General features: G+C 41.1%; 18 protein-coding genes. 4 read left to right on the top strand and 14 right to left on the bottom strand.

Annotated elements, in window-relative coordinates; translation table 11 throughout:
• Positions 1-2 precede the first annotated feature (2 nt).
• Genes U3A58_RS05220 through U3A58_RS05240 form a run of 5 tightly spaced genes read right to left on the bottom strand, consistent with a single transcriptional unit; the run spans position 3 to position 3,884 of the window.
• Positions 3-752, bottom strand: a complete 750-nt coding sequence (locus tag U3A58_RS05220) for a DUF6503 family protein (RefSeq protein ID WP_323822339.1) — start codon at positions 750-752, stop codon at positions 3-5.
• Between the two features lie 49 nt (positions 753-801).
• Positions 802-1,530: a hypothetical protein gene (locus U3A58_RS05225; protein WP_323822340.1), complete on the bottom strand. Its 729-nt coding sequence runs from the start codon at positions 1,528-1,530 to the stop codon at positions 802-804.
• Entirely contained in the window at positions 1,527-2,861 is a 1,335-nt protein-coding gene (locus U3A58_RS05230; protein WP_323822341.1) for an MptA/MptB family glycosyltransferase, read from the bottom strand. The genes U3A58_RS05225 and U3A58_RS05230 overlap by 4 nt, the downstream gene beginning before the upstream one ends.
• Positions 2,858-3,736 carry a hypothetical protein gene (locus tag U3A58_RS05235; protein WP_323822342.1) on the bottom strand — a complete coding sequence of 293 codons (879 nt, stop codon included), beginning with the start codon at positions 3,734-3,736 and terminating at the stop codon, positions 2,858-2,860. Before U3A58_RS05235 ends, U3A58_RS05230 begins: the two co-directional genes overlap by 4 nt.
• A gap of 4 nt (positions 3,737-3,740) precedes the next feature.
• A complete protein-coding gene (locus U3A58_RS05240; RefSeq protein ID WP_323822343.1) occupies positions 3,741-3,884 on the bottom strand; it encodes a hypothetical protein in 144 nt (47 codons plus the stop codon).
• A gap of 399 nt (positions 3,885-4,283) precedes the next feature.
• Between U3A58_RS05240 and U3A58_RS05245 the strand changes: the two genes are divergently transcribed.
• The gene (locus U3A58_RS05245; protein ID WP_323822344.1) at positions 4,284-5,324 is read left to right on the top strand and encodes a Fic family protein; all 1,041 of its coding nucleotides are present in this window, start codon (positions 4,284-4,286) and stop codon (positions 5,322-5,324) included.
• Positions 5,325-5,353: 29 nt separating this feature from the next.
• On the opposite strand, the gene U3A58_RS05250 is transcribed toward U3A58_RS05245, so the two are convergent.
• The 9 genes from U3A58_RS05250 to U3A58_RS05290 all read right to left on the bottom strand — a co-directional run bounded on the left by U3A58_RS05250 (position 5,354) and on the right by U3A58_RS05290 (position 14,326).
• Positions 5,354-6,046 carry a glycosyltransferase family 2 protein gene (locus U3A58_RS05250; protein WP_323822345.1) on the bottom strand — a complete coding sequence of 231 codons (693 nt, stop codon included), beginning with the start codon at positions 6,044-6,046 and terminating at the stop codon, positions 5,354-5,356.
• Between the two features lie 6 nt (positions 6,047-6,052).
• The gene (locus U3A58_RS05255) at positions 6,053-7,519 is read right to left on the bottom strand and encodes a cellulose synthase family protein (RefSeq protein WP_323822346.1); all 1,467 of its coding nucleotides are present in this window, start codon (positions 7,517-7,519) and stop codon (positions 6,053-6,055) included.
• Positions 7,520-9,064, bottom strand: a complete 1,545-nt coding sequence (locus tag U3A58_RS05260) for a 4Fe-4S binding protein (protein WP_323822347.1) — start codon at positions 9,062-9,064, stop codon at positions 7,520-7,522.
• Entirely contained in the window at positions 9,061-10,413 is a 1,353-nt protein-coding gene (locus tag U3A58_RS05265; protein ID WP_323822348.1) for an NAD(P)/FAD-dependent oxidoreductase, read from the bottom strand. Before U3A58_RS05265 ends, U3A58_RS05260 begins: the two co-directional genes overlap by 4 nt.
• A 51-nt stretch (positions 10,414-10,464) precedes the next feature.
• Positions 10,465-11,229 (bottom strand): DUF547 domain-containing protein, encoded by a 765-nt coding sequence (locus tag U3A58_RS05270; RefSeq protein WP_323822349.1) that lies wholly within the window; start codon positions 11,227-11,229, stop codon positions 10,465-10,467.
• 90 nt (positions 11,230-11,319) lie between these two features.
• Positions 11,320-11,829 carry a rhodanese-like domain-containing protein gene (locus U3A58_RS05275; RefSeq protein ID WP_323822350.1) on the bottom strand — a complete coding sequence of 170 codons (510 nt, stop codon included), beginning with the start codon at positions 11,827-11,829 and terminating at the stop codon, positions 11,320-11,322.
• 512 nt (positions 11,830-12,341) lie between these two features.
• A complete protein-coding gene (locus U3A58_RS05280) occupies positions 12,342-13,055 on the bottom strand; it encodes a Crp/Fnr family transcriptional regulator (RefSeq protein ID WP_323822351.1) in 714 nt (237 codons plus the stop codon).
• Between the two features lie 64 nt (positions 13,056-13,119).
• The gene (locus U3A58_RS05285) at positions 13,120-13,593 is read right to left on the bottom strand and encodes a type I restriction enzyme HsdR N-terminal domain-containing protein (RefSeq protein ID WP_323822352.1); all 474 of its coding nucleotides are present in this window, start codon (positions 13,591-13,593) and stop codon (positions 13,120-13,122) included.
• Positions 13,594-13,642: 49 nt separating this feature from the next.
• Positions 13,643-14,326, bottom strand: a complete 684-nt coding sequence (locus tag U3A58_RS05290; protein WP_323822353.1) for a ComEA family DNA-binding protein — start codon at positions 14,324-14,326, stop codon at positions 13,643-13,645.
• Between the two features lie 195 nt (positions 14,327-14,521).
• Here U3A58_RS05290 and hemA point away from each other — a divergent pair, with 195 nt between their 5' ends.
• The 3 genes from hemA (at position 14,522) to U3A58_RS05305 (ending at position 17,596) form a co-directional block, all read left to right on the top strand.
• Positions 14,522-15,790, top strand: a complete 1,269-nt coding sequence (gene hemA, locus U3A58_RS05295) for a glutamyl-tRNA reductase (RefSeq protein ID WP_323822358.1) — start codon at positions 14,522-14,524, stop codon at positions 15,788-15,790.
• Positions 15,791-16,811: 1,021 nt separating this feature from the next.
• Positions 16,812-17,111, top strand: coding sequence for a WG repeat-containing protein (locus tag U3A58_RS21915; protein ID WP_465038356.1), 300 nt, complete (start codon positions 16,812-16,814; stop codon positions 17,109-17,111).
• The gene (locus U3A58_RS05305) at positions 17,108-17,596 is read left to right on the top strand and encodes a WG repeat-containing protein (protein ID WP_323822355.1); all 489 of its coding nucleotides are present in this window, start codon (positions 17,108-17,110) and stop codon (positions 17,594-17,596) included. Before U3A58_RS21915 ends, U3A58_RS05305 begins: the two co-directional genes overlap by 4 nt.
• The last annotated feature ends 78 nt before the right edge of the window (positions 17,597-17,674 follow it).

Genomic DNA, 17,674 nt, shown 5'->3' on the forward strand with positions numbered 1-17,674 from the left:
GGTTATTTCTTCAACGATTCAACGGCAATATTCTTCAAATTTATCTCTGAAAGTAACTCTAAATCACCGGATTCGTAAAGCTCCTGCATTTTATCTACCGGCACCGACTCATCTTCTGGCTTGAGGTTTAGGTAGTTTTGAAATCGAATTCCGCCGACTTCCTGAACCCCGCTGACTTCCCGCATTCTCACTCCGCCACCATCCGTATGGTAGCTGTACGCCATGTAATCCACAAATGAATCCTCGATACCTATCCAGTACAAAAACTCATCGTCAAAATCCTCTCCGCCACCCTCCTCAGCAAAAGTCACTTTGATTAAGTTGTATCTTTCCCCGTTAATTTCTGTTTCGCCCATGTACGTTTTGAATACAGAGGGATCATTAAGCCCATAAGGAAGAAAAGCAAAATAGGCTACAGAATTGACCGAGCGGGAATATTTACCTATCCATTCTTCCGAAAGCGTATCGATTTTCACCCCATTCACAGTGCGCACAAAGCCGGCATTGTTCAGCACATCCAGCACATTTCCAGTGGGATTTGAAAACTCTCGGATGTATTCAAATCTGTCGGGTGTCTTGAAAATGGTGTAGTGAATGTCTCTAAAGTCAAATTCAACTTTCGAAGTCCTATAATTATCTCCTCCATGCGCTTCAATAGCTTTGTCAATTATTTTCTCAGCTTCTGTGCGCGAGTTGCAAGAAGTGAATACTGTGAAACCAAATAGGAATACTAAGAGGTATTGTAATCTCATAATTCTAAGTTTTTTAATTATTCAAATATTAATGGAAATAAGTCTCTAGTTATTCAAAAGTTAATTCATAATCAGAATACAAATATTCCGCCTGCAAAAACCCTTTCTTTCCTGCCTCATTAATTCTAAAACTCTTACGTTCTTTTGCCAGTACCAAACCAGTTGACTCATCATACGAAGTAGTTTCAATCAGACTTTTATGATCCTTGGCGTGCTGCTCATTGGAAACGATTTTTGAGGAAATTGGATCAAAGTAAACCCACGATACAACTGAATCTGCCCCAAAATCCACTCTAGAAGACTCAACGGACTTCCCATCATCAAGCGTCTTCTGACCTTCATAAGCTAAGCGTGCATGCTCATCGGTCAGCTTCCATGGCTGAGCAAAAGCTAAGAAAGCAGCATTGATTTCAGCTCGTTTAGCCTTCAAAAACCCTTCATTCTCAATAGAATTCTCCCCCATTTGATAGCTCATCCTGCTTCCGTTGAAATTGGACACATGCAGCACACTATCCTTTGTCCAGGTCAATTTAGCTTCGAAATAAGGTTTTAGGCGGAACTCCACCCACTGCTCAAATTCATTTTCTATCGCTCCATTTTCATCAAGCAAGCGTGTACATTTCCTGAATTTGATACCTGTAACATTACCCCATTTCTTGGATAGTTCATGGGCTTTGATTGACTTTTCGACGAGTTCCTGCGCCTGCTTTTCTGGACTGGGAGTACATGCGAAAATGAAAAGAGAAAAAGCAAAAGTTAGCAGAGTTCTATAATTCATGTGGGTAAAGGCGATTTTGTGTCTGTTCTGAAATAGTCCCCGTAAATAACTAGGATGAGCATTGAATATTCTATAAAAAGGAAAATTGGACTTTCTTGATAATTAGGGTCGCTATAGGCTTGGTACGAAAATATCACTGCAGCAGTCCAAACAAGAAAGGCTTTTTTGTCGGTGAATAAGCTTAATCCAAAGGCCGGAATCAAATACCAAGGATGAACTACAGGCTGCAAAACGAGATAAATCAAATAAACCAATACCCATAGATCTACAAGTTGCAAGAGATTTTGAGGCTTTCTTTTCCATGAAAAATATAGAATCCCAACCAGGGTGAGCCCATTTAAAATCGGAGTTAGCTCCCCGATGATATTGTAACCTTTCACCCAAAAACCAACTTCCCGAAGCAGGTAATAAACCGAGGCATTGAATTCAAATTTTCCCTGATAGAGCTTCAGACTTTGGAAGAAATGAAACCAGGAATCATCAATCAAAAGCCAGCCAAAGCTAGCTAAAACAGCAATGCCGGATCCTATCCAGAATGGGCTGGATATTCTGGTTTTGGCAAATGAAAAGAAGGTAGGAATCAGCATCAAGGGCAGCAGTTTCATACCGATCGAAAGTCCCCAGAACGCTCCTGAAAGTGCGTTTTTGCTCCTACTTAGCGTATATAAGGAAGCCAGCAAAAGAAGTAACACTAAACCCTCAAAATGAAGATTTCCAGTGATTTCCATTATCACCAAAGGATTCAACCAATAGAATATCAGCCTTTTGGAAGAAAGCTGACAATAATCAAAAAGCTTGAGCAAAAGGCAGAAAACGCCAATTTCACCCAAAATCAAGATTATTCGCAATATCAGAATTCCTGTTTGAGGATGAAGGTTTGCGCCCCAAGCAGCAAGGAAGAATATCGCCTGGTTCAAGGGCGGATATACTGAAAAATATTGAGGGGAATTCATTCCTTCCAAAAGTTTTTCCAGATAGAAATTCGAACTTTCGGGATGATTCTGAAGCCAATCTTCAGGTGTTCCCAAATAGGGATTTTCACTCATTTTCACCAGCTCTCCATCCCACAGAAAACGGGGATAATCATCCGACCATTTGGGAACAGCTACTAAAAGAGAAATTCGAATCAGCAACCCTCCAATGAACAGCCAAATCCATGATGGCTGATTGCTCAAAAAATAAACACCCAGCATCCCTCCGAAAAGTGAAGCGTAAAGGGTGAAGGTCAGCCAGAAATCTTCTCTTGGAATAAAGTAAGCCAAATAAAAAAAACCAACTGCCAGCAGCAGCCAGATTAGCGGCTTTAGGAGCCGCTTGAACTGCTTGCTCAAAGCCCTAAGCTTTTGCGAATCGACTCATTATGAAGTCCGTTTTTCCTCCAATAGTCCAGCATTTGCACACTTTTACGAACTGCTGAAGTCACCTCTTCGGTGCCGTCTTCCTTGGTTTGCGTTTCTTGCCAAGACATGATTTCATATGGAAAAGCATCTACATAGTTGATGAGTAATTTTCTTCCTATTTCCTCATAGATCACCTCAACTTCAGCCTGATTCGCACCAGTTTTTCGCTTGGAAATCACGGCGCTTTCAGCATCAAGAGGAATGTGGGAGAAGCGATTAAAAATCAAACTTGGGATCAATTTCTTATGGCCTGTTGGTACCAAGTCAGGGTTTAGTCTGATCAGGTTGAAAATCTCATCCTCAGCCATGGCGCTGATAGACAATTCCTGATCGCCTTCCGACTCGAAATACGAAAATAATTTGACTAGATACTTGTTGTTTTTTGAATTCAGCTGGGTAAAAGACTGGCCGCACCATTCGGTGACAGATGCTGTGATTTTAGGGGAATTCAGATCAGAATAAACTGGCGTAAACACCGACAGCATGGTGTGGTAAGGATATACCCCCGTCACAAAATCACGAGTCATATTCAGTTTCAACACCTTCATTGCGTCTTTTCCGGCAGCAGCAGGTTCATCGAGTTTGACTTGCTTTCTCTTCGAAAGATCCTCCGTCACAAAAATCATCACTGCCTCACCTTCCCGCTCTTCGCCGTAGCGCATTTGCTTTAGGTCAAAGATATTGATCTCAGCTCTGTCCTGATACCAATGCGAGGCGAATTGCTTCTCGTTGATGGCTTTTCTGCCTGTGGAATTGCAGGAAGAGATGAAGAGCAAAACCAATCCAAGAATGAATAAATTTTTCATATGATTATAATTGTCTTTTAACGGTCATAACCTGTCCCGCGACGAAGGTAACGAGATAGCCTGTCCCGTCCGCCGCGGCGGATCGGGAGAATTTCGCATGGTAGATAATCATCCCTCTGTGTGACGCCAGCGACATGCTCGATTTCATAGGTCTAAAATTACTAAAATCTAATCTAAGCACTCCCATCGCCCCTTCTTGATTAGACGGGGAATAATGATTTATTAAAAATACGTTTCGTTTACTTCTTACAAGGCCAAATTATAGTTAAACCCGGACTATGCATTAGGATTCGTAACGAGGGTTCAAACTGCAAGAAAATCAGTCACTTTGGAGATCGAGTCGTAGCACCGCTACGGTGAGAGCGAAAAGTGAAGCATAGCGACTGATTTTGAAGCGGTTTGAAGCCGTAGTAGATTTGCTAATGCATAATGCGGGTTAAAACAATTTAAAGTATCACCATCGCATCTAATCGTATCATTTTTATAATATTTTTTCAAATCATAATCGTATATTTACGTATCAAATCGTATCAAATACAGTGAAGCAATGGATAATAAAGTATATGATTTTACCCTGGACATTGATTGGAAACTGATTAATCTCATCAGCGAAATAGACAGGTTTGATTCTCAATGGACTTCCATTGAGCGAAAAGAGGGCCAAACCCTTAAAGAATTAAAGAGCATTGCGACTGTGAGAAGTGTAGGGGCTTCTAACCGAATTGAAGGAAATAAGATGACTAATGAAGAAATTGATATTCTCCTGAAAAAGACTGGTATAACAAAACTGACGGACAGAGATTCGCAGGAAGTTGTAGGGTATTTTGATGCATTGGATTTAATATCGGAGTCTTTTTCAAGTATTGCTATTACAGAAAATAACATCAAAAGTATACACAACACATTGATGAAATATAGCACCAAAGATGAGTGGCACAAAGGAAACTACAAAGCACATAGCAATGCAGTTGAAGCCAATTTTTCAGACGGAACAAGGCAAATTATATTTCAGACAACTGAAGCGGGATTTGTTACAGAAGATGCCATGCGCCGATTGGTGGATTGGTACAATTCAGAAAAAGAAGTCCATTCTTTAATTATAATTGCTTCTTTTGTTTACGATTTTTTGAGTGTTCATCCGTTTCAAGACGGCAATGGCAGATTGAGCAGACTCATTTCAACGCTATTAATGCTGAAAAATGGATATAAATGGATACAATATGTGAGCTTTGAGCACGAAATAGAAAGCCACAAAGCAGAATATTATCAAGTGCTTAGGAGTTGTCAAGCACTGCGACCAAATGAAAATATTACGGTTTGGATACAATTCTTTCTGAATGCCATAACCAGAATCCAGACTCAGTTGATGACTAAATTGATGAACAGTGGCTTAGCATCACAACTTTCGGCAAGAGAAAACTCAATAGTCGCCATTATTCAACATCGTCCTGGTATTCAATCTGGTGAAATAGCTGAACGGTTATCCATTCCATCTCCTACCGTTAAGCGGATTTTGGCAGACTTAGTTAACAAGAGGCTGATTGAAAAGCAAGGAAGTGGAAGAGGAACAAGTTATACGTCAGAATAACTAGCGGTACTGTCTCCTAAAATCCAATCTCACCAATATCTAAAAATCGTATAGATAATCTTATACCCAGCTCCGAAAACTCCTTTCACGGTTCCGCTGACTTTCGATACACCTATTCGTTTACGGTAATTTACAGGTACTTCCGTATAACGGAATCCGGCCTTATGCGCTTTGATCTGCATCTCTATCGTCCAACCGAAGTTCTGATCGATCATATTTAAGTCAAGCAACTTCGACCAAAAAATCGCACGAAAAGGTCCCAAATCCGAGAATTTGGCACCTTGCATGTATTTCATCATCGTAGTTGCCAGCCAATTCCCAAATACCTGCGGAAACGTCATCGAGCCTGATTCCCGCTTTCCAAGTGCTCTTGACCCTATCACGAGTTCAGCTTTATCATCCAAAATAGGCTGAATCAAGTCCAACAATTCTTCCGGGTAATCACTGTAATCTCCATCCAGAAAGACCACAATATCGGGTTGGGTTTCTTGCTTTTTGATCCAGTCCATCGCCGTCAAGCATGCTTTTCCATAGCCTTTCTGAGGTTCGAAAACCACTTTTGCGCCAGCTGCTTTTGCTACTTTTCCAGTGCTATCAGAGGAGTTGTTATTTGCAACTACCACGTTTCTGACAAGAGATGGAATGTCTCCAATTACCTTTGGAATGGACTTCTCCTCATTGTAGGCAGGAATGATTACATCAATAATTGGCGGCTTATGCATCAGAAACTATTTACTTAAACTGTAGGCTTTGAATGAAGAAAAGAAAACTAACCCATACCCAATCGCAAGCATGAGGTGAAAAGGCAACATCTCGAATGTTTCCCAATAAACCTGAAGTCCAACCATGCCCGAAAAAACCAGCATCAATATCCCTTCCATCCATGTGGTAGCTGGAATTCTGAATTTGATGTAACGATTTGTTGCTAGACCAGAACCACTTTCCAGATTGAATTTTGGTGTGCGGATGAAGGGTGATTTTTTTCCTGAAAACCCTTCCCATACGGCTTGGGCATTGTGTAATGCCAAGCCCATGGAAACAGAAAGAAATATAGGCAGCATGTAAACTGCTTGGATCAAGCTTTTCCAGAAACTTCGTTTTTCATAAAAATACGCGACTAAATAGACGCATGCTATGATCACAAAACCGATCATAAACAGTCCTGCAACTTGGAATAGATTGGATGAAATCATGCCTTGCGTCCCTGCCCACCAAACTCCTATGCTACTCAAACTAACCAACAAAATGGCTATAAAAATACTGCTATTGAACAGATGGGCCATCGCGTGAAATTTAGTAGAAATAGGTAGATTCTCTCCCAAGACCGCTTTGGCATGCTTTACCGCACATTCTGCACCTCCTTTTGTCCAGCGAAATTGCTGTGACTTCACCGCCGACATTATGGGAGGAAGCTCCGCAGGAGATTCGATTTCCGGTCTATAGATAAACTCCCAGCCTTTGCGCTGGGCACGATAGCTCAAATCCAGATCCTCTGTCAGCGTATCATCTTGCCAATCTCCCGCATCGACTATACATGACTTTCGCCAAATACCGCCAGTCCCATTGAAATTGATAAATGCGTGTTGGCTATTTCTCCCAATCTGCTCGATCAAAAAATGCGCATCCAGCGCAAATGCCTGCAAGCGAGTCAACAGCGAGTAGTTTTTGTTCAAATGTGTCCAGCGGGTTTGGACCATTCCGACTTTTGCTGAAGAGAAATAAGGAATCGTTTTCAACAGAAAATCAGGATCAGGTACAAAGTCCGCATCGAAAATCGCGATGAACTCTCCGCTGGCTTTTGCCAAGCCTTCTTTCAAGGCTCCTGCTTTAAAGCCTGACCTGTCAGCACGATGAATGTATTTGAAATTTATATCCGGAAACTCCTGAATTTTCTTTTGGATCAACTCGGCTGTCTGATCCGTACTGTCATCCAACACCTGAATTTCGAGTAATTCTGAAGGATAATTCATCTGGGAAACGGCTTCTATTAAGCGATCCACGACGTAAAGTTCGTTATAGATTGGTAGCTGCACAGTTACTTTTGGCCAAACTTCAGGTGAAACATGAGGTACTTGTCCCAAGGCTTTTTTCGCACCAAGAAAATTCAATAGCAAATGCCCTTGAGCAAGACTGTATATGAAAATAAACAGCATTCCGAGGGTATAAATCCCAATCAAAAGATATAAGAAAATCATTTACGCATTTATCTTGATGGAGTCATTTCCAATAATTATTGGCATTTCATTGATTCGGTTTTTGTCAGGACCATTTTCCAATTTCAGCACTCCTCGCGGACAAACTGCTGAGCAGACTCCACAACCCACACAGCTAGCTCTGACGATTTCCTGTCCCCGCTGAGCATACCATCGGACGTCGATTCCCATTTCGCAATACGTGGAGCAATTGCCACAGGAAATGCACTGGCCGCCGTTTGTAGTGATTCTAAATCTTGATTTGAAACGCTGCACAATGCCAAGATATGCAGCCAACGGACAGCCGAATCTGCACCAAACTCGGTTGCCCATAAATGGATAAAAGCCAGTACCGACCACTCCTGCGAATACCGACCCAATCGCAAAACCATAAAACGAATGTAATTGGTTCGTGACATTCCCCAAAAGCGCAAAGCCGGAAAAGTAATTGGCAATGGTCACCGCAGTCATCACTACTGCCAGCACTAACACGCTGTGTACGATTACACGCTCATATTTCCATGCTTTCAAAGACTTGTCAGAAAGTTGGCGATACGGATCTCCCAACGTCTCCGCCAAACCTCCACAGCCGCAAACCCAAGAGCAGTACCATCTTTTCCCAAAGAAATAAGTGAAAATCGGGACACCAATAATGATCAGTAAAATACCCCAAATCAGCATGAACATACCTACTCCACCACCACTTAAGAAGGTATCAATTTGATAATCGTAGAAGAAATCATAATCCAGCGGCCAGATATTTTTGAAATCAAAATATGGCTTATTCAGCAAAACCAGAATTTCAGGAATCAAAAATGCAAATGCCGTCTGAAAAAACATCACCGAAGCCGTGCGCAGCTGCTGATACTTATTGCCTCGGTATTTACGAAACATCCGCACACCCATTACAATGATTGCAAGCGTATAAATCGTGCCGTAAAGAAACCACTGACTGGCAGGATTGCCACTGAGAATCATGCTGAGAGGAGTCACCATCCAGACTTGATTCACGATGTAAGCAGGGAACCAATACAAAATGATGTAGAAAAGTATCAAATACGCTCCCGTGACCATTCCCATCCACCCACGATTCTTCATGGATGAATGGAATATCCCGTTGTTTTTGATCCCTGCCGGTTCTTCCTTATGCTTTGGAAGATTGTACATCAATCCTCCCAATGCCGCCAGACCTATAGACAAACCCAAGAAAAGCCAAGGAGTATCGCGAACGGGGCTGCTGAGTGAACTTTGCGCCATCGGAAAACTATAATCATCCCAGATCACCTCATCCCACTTTGTCTCCTCTTTCAGCACATCATTGTAGGCGTTGAAATTATCGTTGAAAGCGGAAATGAATGAGAAATTGGAAGAGTAGGTTTCACCATACATTGGCGCGAAAATCTCTACCATCTTCTTCTGATGGATCTCCTTTGTATTGTCTAAAACCAATTCTTCATTCAGCGTATAATTGCCTAAAAAAGGCATGACAGTAAAGACTGCCAAGCCTACCAAAAACAACAGAACACCTAATCTTTGAATCACCTTCATACGTTTGCTCCGAATAGTTTTTGGATAAATGTCTTCTTGGAAACCTTGAAATCTCCTCCAAATTGACTTTTAAATGCCTCTTGAATAGCAATGTAATAAGGAGCAAAAAACTCAGGATCAAAATTGGCTTTGTTCAGGTTTGAAATGACTTTGGAGCCATCCCATTTCCCACCAATTGCCTGATCAAAAAACTCATGTCTCAGGCGAAAACCCAAATTATTCACTCCCAAAATCTTACCTTCCAAATCCATTAGCATCCGAAAAGCAACCTTGCCTCCGGAATGCGCCCAATAAAAGGATTTGATTTTTTCAGCGTCCCAACTAGCAGGAACTGTCCCGTAGGTTTGATATTCTATATCCAAGAACTTGGCTGAATTGAACCAAACACCTGGCTTGTAAGTCAATTTTTTTCCTGCCAAAATATAACCCAAGGTCTCTCCGTGCATCCTTCCTGTGTACCAAACCTGCTCCACAGATTTACGGTCTGGTGCGGGTGCTTCATGGAACTCTGCGCAATCTCCAATTGAATAGACATTTGAAATATTCGTCTGAAAAGACAAATCCACCTTCACTCCACGATTAACTTCCAATTCCGTACTTCTGAGAAAGTCGATATTAGGAGACACTCCAGCTGTTAATCCCACAAATTGGCACTGGATTTCCTCTCCTGATTTTGTGCGGACGGCTTTCACTCTCGCATTTGAATCAGAAATAATTTCTCCCAACTCTTCATTCAATCGCAATTCAATATGGTGCTCCCGCATATGCCTCCCCACTAATTCTGATTCCTCCTTAGGTAATATATTGTCCCAAAATCCAGATTCCCGAACTAGAAAAGTCACTGGAATCTCCTTATAAGCTAGCATTTCCGCCATTTCAATTCCTATCAAACCTCCGCCCACGATTACTGCTCTTTGCACATTCTGAGTATTGTCCTCCATAAGTTCCAAATCCTGTTTTGAATATAATCCTTGAACACCTTGCAGATCCTCGCCTGGCCAGCCAAATTTATTAGGCTTTGACCCTGTGGCGATCACAAGCTCATCATAGTTTATGTTTTCTCCAGATTGGAAAAGCAAATTCTTGGTTTTAAAGTCGATTGATTTCACCCAGCCTTCTTTCAATTCGATGCTGTTTTTGTCCCAAAACCAATTCTCATAAGGTTGGGTATGCTCAAATTCCATATGCCCCATAAAGACATACATGAGTGCAGTTCTGGAGAAAAAGTATTTTGATTCACCTGAAATCAGCGAAATCCTTACCGATTCATCGAGCTTCCGAAGCTGTCTGGCGCAGGTCACTCCTGCTATCCCATTGCCGATGATGACCACATGGCGATTTGAACTCATTGGGTTTGGTTTTGATTAGGGCACAATTGGAAATTTACCAAAAACTTATTTCTATTCGTTCAGATTCCAATCATAATCCAGATGTGACACTTTTGCATCAGAATTAATTTTGACTTTACTGTACTTATTCAAAAAGTCAATTAGGCTACCATTCCTGGTGAAATCTCCCTTAAACCAAGAGAAAATAGAGGAGACTTGAACTGATTCAGTCGTGATTTTATTTCTACTTTGATCATTTACAAATCGGGTGGCAACCTTATCCAGCTGGGCATCGATGGTAGTAGCTTCGAAAGCTTCATTGAGCAAAGGCGGACAGGAGACCGATGCGCAATTAATGGCAAAATGGATTCGTGGCTCTTCAAATTCCTTTCTCAAAATCGAATGCTCTATCTCGTCTAAGCTGGACTCTTGACCTCCTATCTTGAAAAACTTGTAATGCCATACATCTTTGATCAGAGGAATTTTCAATTTTGGCCCAAGATCCTTGATACTTTCCACGGGATAATTGTCCACGATCAATTTCACGGTGAAGGCATTATATGCATTGATCCAATAAGCCAATTGCTCGTCTTTTGTCCAGGTTTTGCGATCGGGAGCGTTTGCACTGATGCTGTTCACATACGCTTCTAGCTTCGCCTTTTCTTTGATAAAGCCCTTATAATTCACCTTACCATCTGCACTGACATTTGCATGAAGCATTTCATTCCAAGTTTTGTGACTCGGCGGTGTAGTTCCAGCCATTCCTGGAACCGAGCTCTGACAACTAAAAAGAATGACGCTAAGTACAAGGGCAATATGGATTTTCAGGTTTCTCATGTGGAGATGTTTTAGGAATGATTTACGGTCTGATGCCAAATAAAGATGTGGAGAATTAGGAATTGGTCGTATGGAAGACCTAATAGGGCATTAGTAAACCTTTTCAGCTTTATTCAGCCAGATACCCCAAGATTGGGAATAGGTATGCACTTTCTTCGTAGGAAAATCGTCTTGAAAAATCGGCTTGCCTTCATTTACCCATTCGATCAGACCACCATATAAATTATATACTTCATTATATCCTGCTTCCTTTAGCTTTTTCCCTATATCCTGAGATCTTGCCCCAACCGTGCAATAGACCAAAACCGGCTTACTTTTATCCAATGAAGCCACATTTTTCAGGGTAAAGGTGTCGTATCCGACCCAGATGGCATTTTTGAGATGACTAACTTCAAACTCCTCCTTTTCACGGGTATCCAACACCTGAAAGGTACTCAAATCAGACACTTGGCTAGGTTTCAGGACAGGGAAGTCAGCATCGTAAAGTGTGGAAAGTAACGCTTTAAATGCAATTGATTGGGCATCTACCTGAGTAGAAAAAATGAAAAACGCAGGTATGAATAAAAGCGCAAAAACGTATTTAGAGAGGCAAGACTTCATCTGTTTATATTTTGATTTTTAATGGTCAGACAGCCTGTCCCGTCCGCCGCGGCGGATCGGGAGAATCTCGCATTAGGGATAATCATCCCTCTGTATGTCGCTTGCGTCATGCTCGATTTTATATGATTACAATTTAGATTTCTTAGTTAAACGCCTGCGGAATTCTAAAAACACCTGAAGGATTTAATAATCGTTCTCTTAAGTATCGCTTGAGTCATGCTCGATTTCTTTTGTTCTTTTGCCTTGACGCAATGGGGATGGAGCGTGAATAAAATGTCCGGTGGACATTTTTAGCGAGAGGCCAGATTGCGGGTGGGAAAGTCAAGACGCCAGCAATGCTTCACCCCGCAGGCCAGCCGCCTGGCTTGCTGCTGCGACAGCCTTACGCGCCCTAAGAACAAGCATATCTGCTGTTGCGGTGTATGCTGGGATATAATCATCCCTCTTTGTGACACTTGAGTCATGCTCGATTTCATACCGCTTTAACCCCATTACGAGTAGCTATGTTCAACTCAAGCATAAAAATCTGAAAGCTTCACTAAACCTTCCTTATCCAAAATCACAATTTTCTTACCTCTCAGTTCTATGAGTTTATCCTTTTTGAATTCAGACAATAATCGAATGACAGATTCGGTGGCTGTACCAATCAAGCTAGCTATTTCCTCGCGGCTCAGCACCAAATCAATCTGCTGATGATCTCCTCCATCGAGTCCATAGGAATTCGCAAGTTGCAGAAGCAAATACGCCAATCGCTCACGAATGCTCTTTTGCGAAGCATCTACTAGTTTCTCCTCCATGATTCCGATCTCATGACTGAGGGCTCTGGTGAGCCTTTTGAAGAAAGGGCCATTACTTACCAAGGCTTTCAGAAAAGTTTCCTTTGGGATAAAACAGATTTTGGCATCTTCGATAACCATGGCAGAATTGGTGTAATTTTCCTCTCCCAGTAATGCGGAATAACCTAGCAAGTCACCTTTTTTAGCCAGATGAATGATTTGTTCTTTGCCGCTGGAGGCTGTTTTAAATATTTTGATTACTCCCGAATTCACACAAAAAACCCCGAGTGGCTTGGCTTCTTCGTAATAAAGCATTTGCCCTTTTCGATGCGAAATCATGTTTTTGTTGTCAGATATATTACAAGCCTGCTCCTCTGTAAGGTCAGAAAGCATAGAAAGCTTACGACTACTGCAAAGGTCACAAGGATGAATGGAAGATGGTTTTGACATATTTTAACTAGAGATTTCAGATTAAATTGGCTTATTCTGGTACTTCAAATTTACAACACTTCATTCAAATAGGAGGTTCGGGGAAGTTTTTCTCTTGGGTAAAGTGCTGACTCACTTGATCGAAACTCAAGCAAATATGCTGTATCCCATTGCTGATGATTAAAAATGGTGTTTTCAATTCCTTATGATACATGCAAGCCTGCTCAATGGTCTTTTGGTTCAACTTCACTTTGGGAGCCTTACACTCAATTAGCAAATAGGGATTACCACTTTTGTCCCAGACCAGCAGATCTGTCCGCTTGAGCAGTTTATTGTAAATTAAGCCTTTTTCCAATGCTAAAAGTCCTTTTTGGAATTTCAGTTGTGAGATCAGAAAATTGATCCAATGCTGACGCACCCATTCTTCGGGAGTCAAAACCAGTTGCTTTTTGCGAAGTGAATCAAAAATCCACATCTTCCCCTCCTTCTCCAGAAGTTGAGGCTCGAAATGCGGCAAATTGAGTTGAGGTAATTGAATTTGATCCAGATTAGAATCCATGGATCAAAGATGGGTAAAATCGCTCATTTGGATAAATGAAATCATCAAACTATTGAAAATCAAGGTAAGGAGTGAGTTTATCTATCCATTCTCCTCTGAAAATCTTGATTTGCTTCAGGTCATCGGAAGATTGGAAGTCGCCGTGTTGATTTCGATAGGCGATCAGAACTTTCGCCTCAGCATAACTTACATAAGGGTGTTTTGCCAATTCATCCAGGTCCACTTGATTGATTTTCATCCTTTTGGAAATACCCGGTGAAAAATCGAAATACTCCCAGATCGCTTCGATTGTCTCGGGTTTCAATCCATAAACTTCCATGAGCTGGGTTTTGCTATGTAGTCCACCAAGACTTTCTCTAAACTTCACGATTCTACTTGCTGTACTTTGACCAATTCCTGGGACAATTTGCAGAGTCACTGAATCGGCTTCTGAAAACGCTAAGCGATTGAGATTCTCAAGCTGCTTAGAAGTTGATTTTTTGATAATTGTATCTTGGGCATTGAAAACCGGAAAGGGTGAACTCACCAGGATATTCCCAGAAGATTCAAGACTGTCTAGAGTCGCTAAATACTGGATGTGAAAATCTGCAGCTGTGGTCTTTCTTATTTCTCTAAAAATGCCTTTGGAAACAACAAGGAGAAGTAAAAAGGGAATAAGGAGCACAAAGCCACGTGATTCTTTGCTGGAGAACCCGAGATAAAATTTCAGCCAATAAAAAAATTTAGCTCTCATAGCTCATCAAAAAAATGATAGAATTTATCAATCACACATAAGTTAATAGGATTAGCTTTGGAAATCAATACTCACTAGTACTACAATAGTAAAGGGGACTGTTATTTAGATAGATTCCAAATTAACACATCAATACCCGAAATGGGCACTTCCCGTGTCATTGTCTGTTAAATTTGCAAACCAAGCTTCAGCATGATGCAAGTCAAATTAAGAGCACTCAGTTTATCACATAAGAATGCACCTGTACAAATCCGGGAGATTATTTCTCTTGATGAGCAGGCTGTTCATGCTATCTTACTGAAGCTCAATGACTTTTTTAGCCTAAGTGATGCGTTGATACTTTCTACCTGCAACAGAACAGAAGTATATTATAGACACGATCAAGACATTAGTACTGAAATAATCAAGTTCATTGGTCTTGAAAAAGGACTAACTGACGTAGTCAATTATCTGGAATACTTTGAGATACTCAATGATGACCGTGAAGCGATCAGACATTTGTTTAGAGTGTCAATGGGATTGGAAGCGCAGGTAGTTGGTGATATTCAGATCTCAAATCAAGTAAAAAGAGCTTATCAGGCTTCTGCTGACTTGAATATGGCTGGACCATTTCTTCACAGATTGATGCATACGGTGTTTTTCACTAATAAGCGAATAGTGCAGGAGACAGCATTTCGCGATGGCGCAGCATCTTTATCTTACGCCGCTATCGAATTAATCGAAAGTCTGACATCGAATACATTCGAACCGCGAATATTGCTAATCGGAGTAGGTGAAATTGGCGAGGATGTAGCCAAAAACATGGTTCACATCCCAAGTGCAAAAGTCAAAATCACTAATAGAACCCAGTCCAAGTCAGAATCAATCGCCCAAGAAATGGGTTTTGACGTTATCCCTTTTGAAAGTTGCCTGGATGCTATGAAAGAGGCAGACGTCATCGTCAGTTCCATTCAGCGGTCCGAACCATTTATCACCAAGGAATTGGTCAAAAAATTCCAGATCAACAGTTATAAATTGCTGGTAGATCTATCGGTGCCTAGAAGCATTGAAACTTCCGTAGAGGATGTCCCTGGCGTAGTTCTGTATAATGTGGATAACATCCGCAGTAAGGCCACCGAAACACTGGAAAAAAGACTTGCATCAGTTCCGAAGGTAGAAGAAATCATAGAGGAGAGCATTGAGGAGTTTTTCGGCTGGAAAAAGGAAATGATGGTATCACCTACCATAAATAAACTAAAGCAATCTTTAGAACAAATCCGCCAGGAAGAGATGGCGAGATTTATGAAAAATGCGAATGCCAAAGAATATGCAGTGATGGATAAGATCACCAAAAGCATGATGCAAAAAATCCTCAAAGTTCCTGTGGTACAACTTCGTGCGGCTTGCCAGCGAGACCAAGCAGAAGAAATGATCGAAATAATTTCTGATCTTTTCAACCTTGACCGGGTCAAAACTAAAAAATAAGCTAAGCAAATACAGACAAAAATGACCAAAGGATTAAATTGAACCTTTGGTCATTTTGCCTTTAAACCCATGCTGAATAACTCACACTTACATGAAGATAAACTTTACCCTGCTTATAGGTATCATCCTTACATTTTTCATCGCCGAAGGTGCTAAATCCCAATCTTGGGAATTATATGATACCAAGCTACAGCTTCAATCTCGCTTAATATATGATGACATTGATCTTCTCAGCGAAACGGTGAGAATAGGCAAAGTTGGTAACGAACTCTCTTTATTAGCTAGAGATTTGAGACCAGCAGTTTCATTAGTAGGGACAGAAATATACCAGTACCTAGCACCTTGGATCCTAGTGAAAGGTCCAGACGGTATTGGGGCATTTCATGAATACGGTCAGCAAGTTTTGCCTTTGGAATACGAGCGTATCCAAACTTACTTCAATATTTTATTGGCAAACAAAGGAAACGAGTACTGGTTATTCCAACGAGGCTTCAATAAAACAACTTATTTAGGAGAACTGGATGAGGCTAAGATTACAAATACCGGAGTAATCATAGTGCGTAAAGAGAATGCGTATTCTATGCCATTATCACCAAATCCTGATAAAACCTACGAACTTCTTTCGGATAACGAAGGGGAATTTATTTTGGCCAAAGAAGCAAGTGGTTTTGGCTTGGTCAATAGAGAAGGTGACTATGTGCTAAACCCTATCATTGAGACACTGCAGCATACCCACGGCAATTTCTATTATGGATATAACCAAGATCAGTATTTGCTCATAGAAGGGAATGATATCAAGTCAAACATCCGTTACAATTCATTTCATAAAATCACTTTTGAGAATGACATCCTGCTGGAATACATCCACGGAAAGCTCAGACGTGTCATGGAAGATGATGGTATTTTGCTTGATGATGTAGGCATGACTGCCGTCAATAAAATCGGCAAGGACTTATATAATGTTCACTTTAGAGATAACAGAATTGGGCTTTTAGGAAAAAAAGGCTGGCTGGTGAAACCTATGGTTGAGGTAGAGGAGATCAAATTTGGTAACGAGGGACTTTACCCCGCTAAATCGAAAGGTGCTTTCGGATTTGTGAATTCATCTGGTGCTTGGATTATTTCACCTCAATATGCTGAGACAACCTTATTTTCAGAAAAAATAGCTGCATTTCGATCAAGCCAGGCCTGGGGATTGATAAGCTCCACGGGAGAGCTTGTCTCTGATGCAAATTGGGAAGAAATAAAACCATTCCACCAAGGACTGGCTATCGCCAAAGCCAATGGCAAGTATTTCCTTTTGAACNGGCCTGGGGATTGATAAGCTCCACGGGAGAGCTTGTCTCTGATGCAAATTGGGAAGAAATAAAACCATTCCACCAAGGACTGGCTATCGCCAAAGCCAATGGCAAGTATTTCCTTTTGAACACATTTGGTGCTCCGCTTAATACCGAAGGTTATGATACTATATATCGCACTATTGACGGTTATTTTTTGGTGGAAAAATCCATGAAATCCGGACTACTGAATGGTGAGGGAGAGGAAGTTATCCCCGCGGAATTTGAAGGGCTAAGAAGAGAAAAGAAGAACTTTGTGATAGTGCAAAAAGATGGACTTACAGGTGTTATTAACGAAACTGGAGAAATTATCCTTCCTTTGGCCTATGAAGAGATCCTAGTTGACTGGGAAAATGAGCAGATTTTCACCAAAAGCAGATATGTTCCGACAGTGATTCAAATCATCGAAGACCCAAGTAAGAAAAACAAAAAAGAGGCTGTCTCAAAAGTAGATAGTTTAAAAGGCTAGTCGATTACTCGGCTAGCCTTTCTTGTTTTACTCAAAATATGTACTTTGAGGTGTGGAAAAACAAGACTTAAATGTAGT

It is taken from the genome of Algoriphagus persicinus, from assembly GCF_035156415.1.
GTDB lineage: Bacteria > Bacteroidota > Bacteroidia > Cytophagales > Cyclobacteriaceae > Algoriphagus > Algoriphagus persicinus.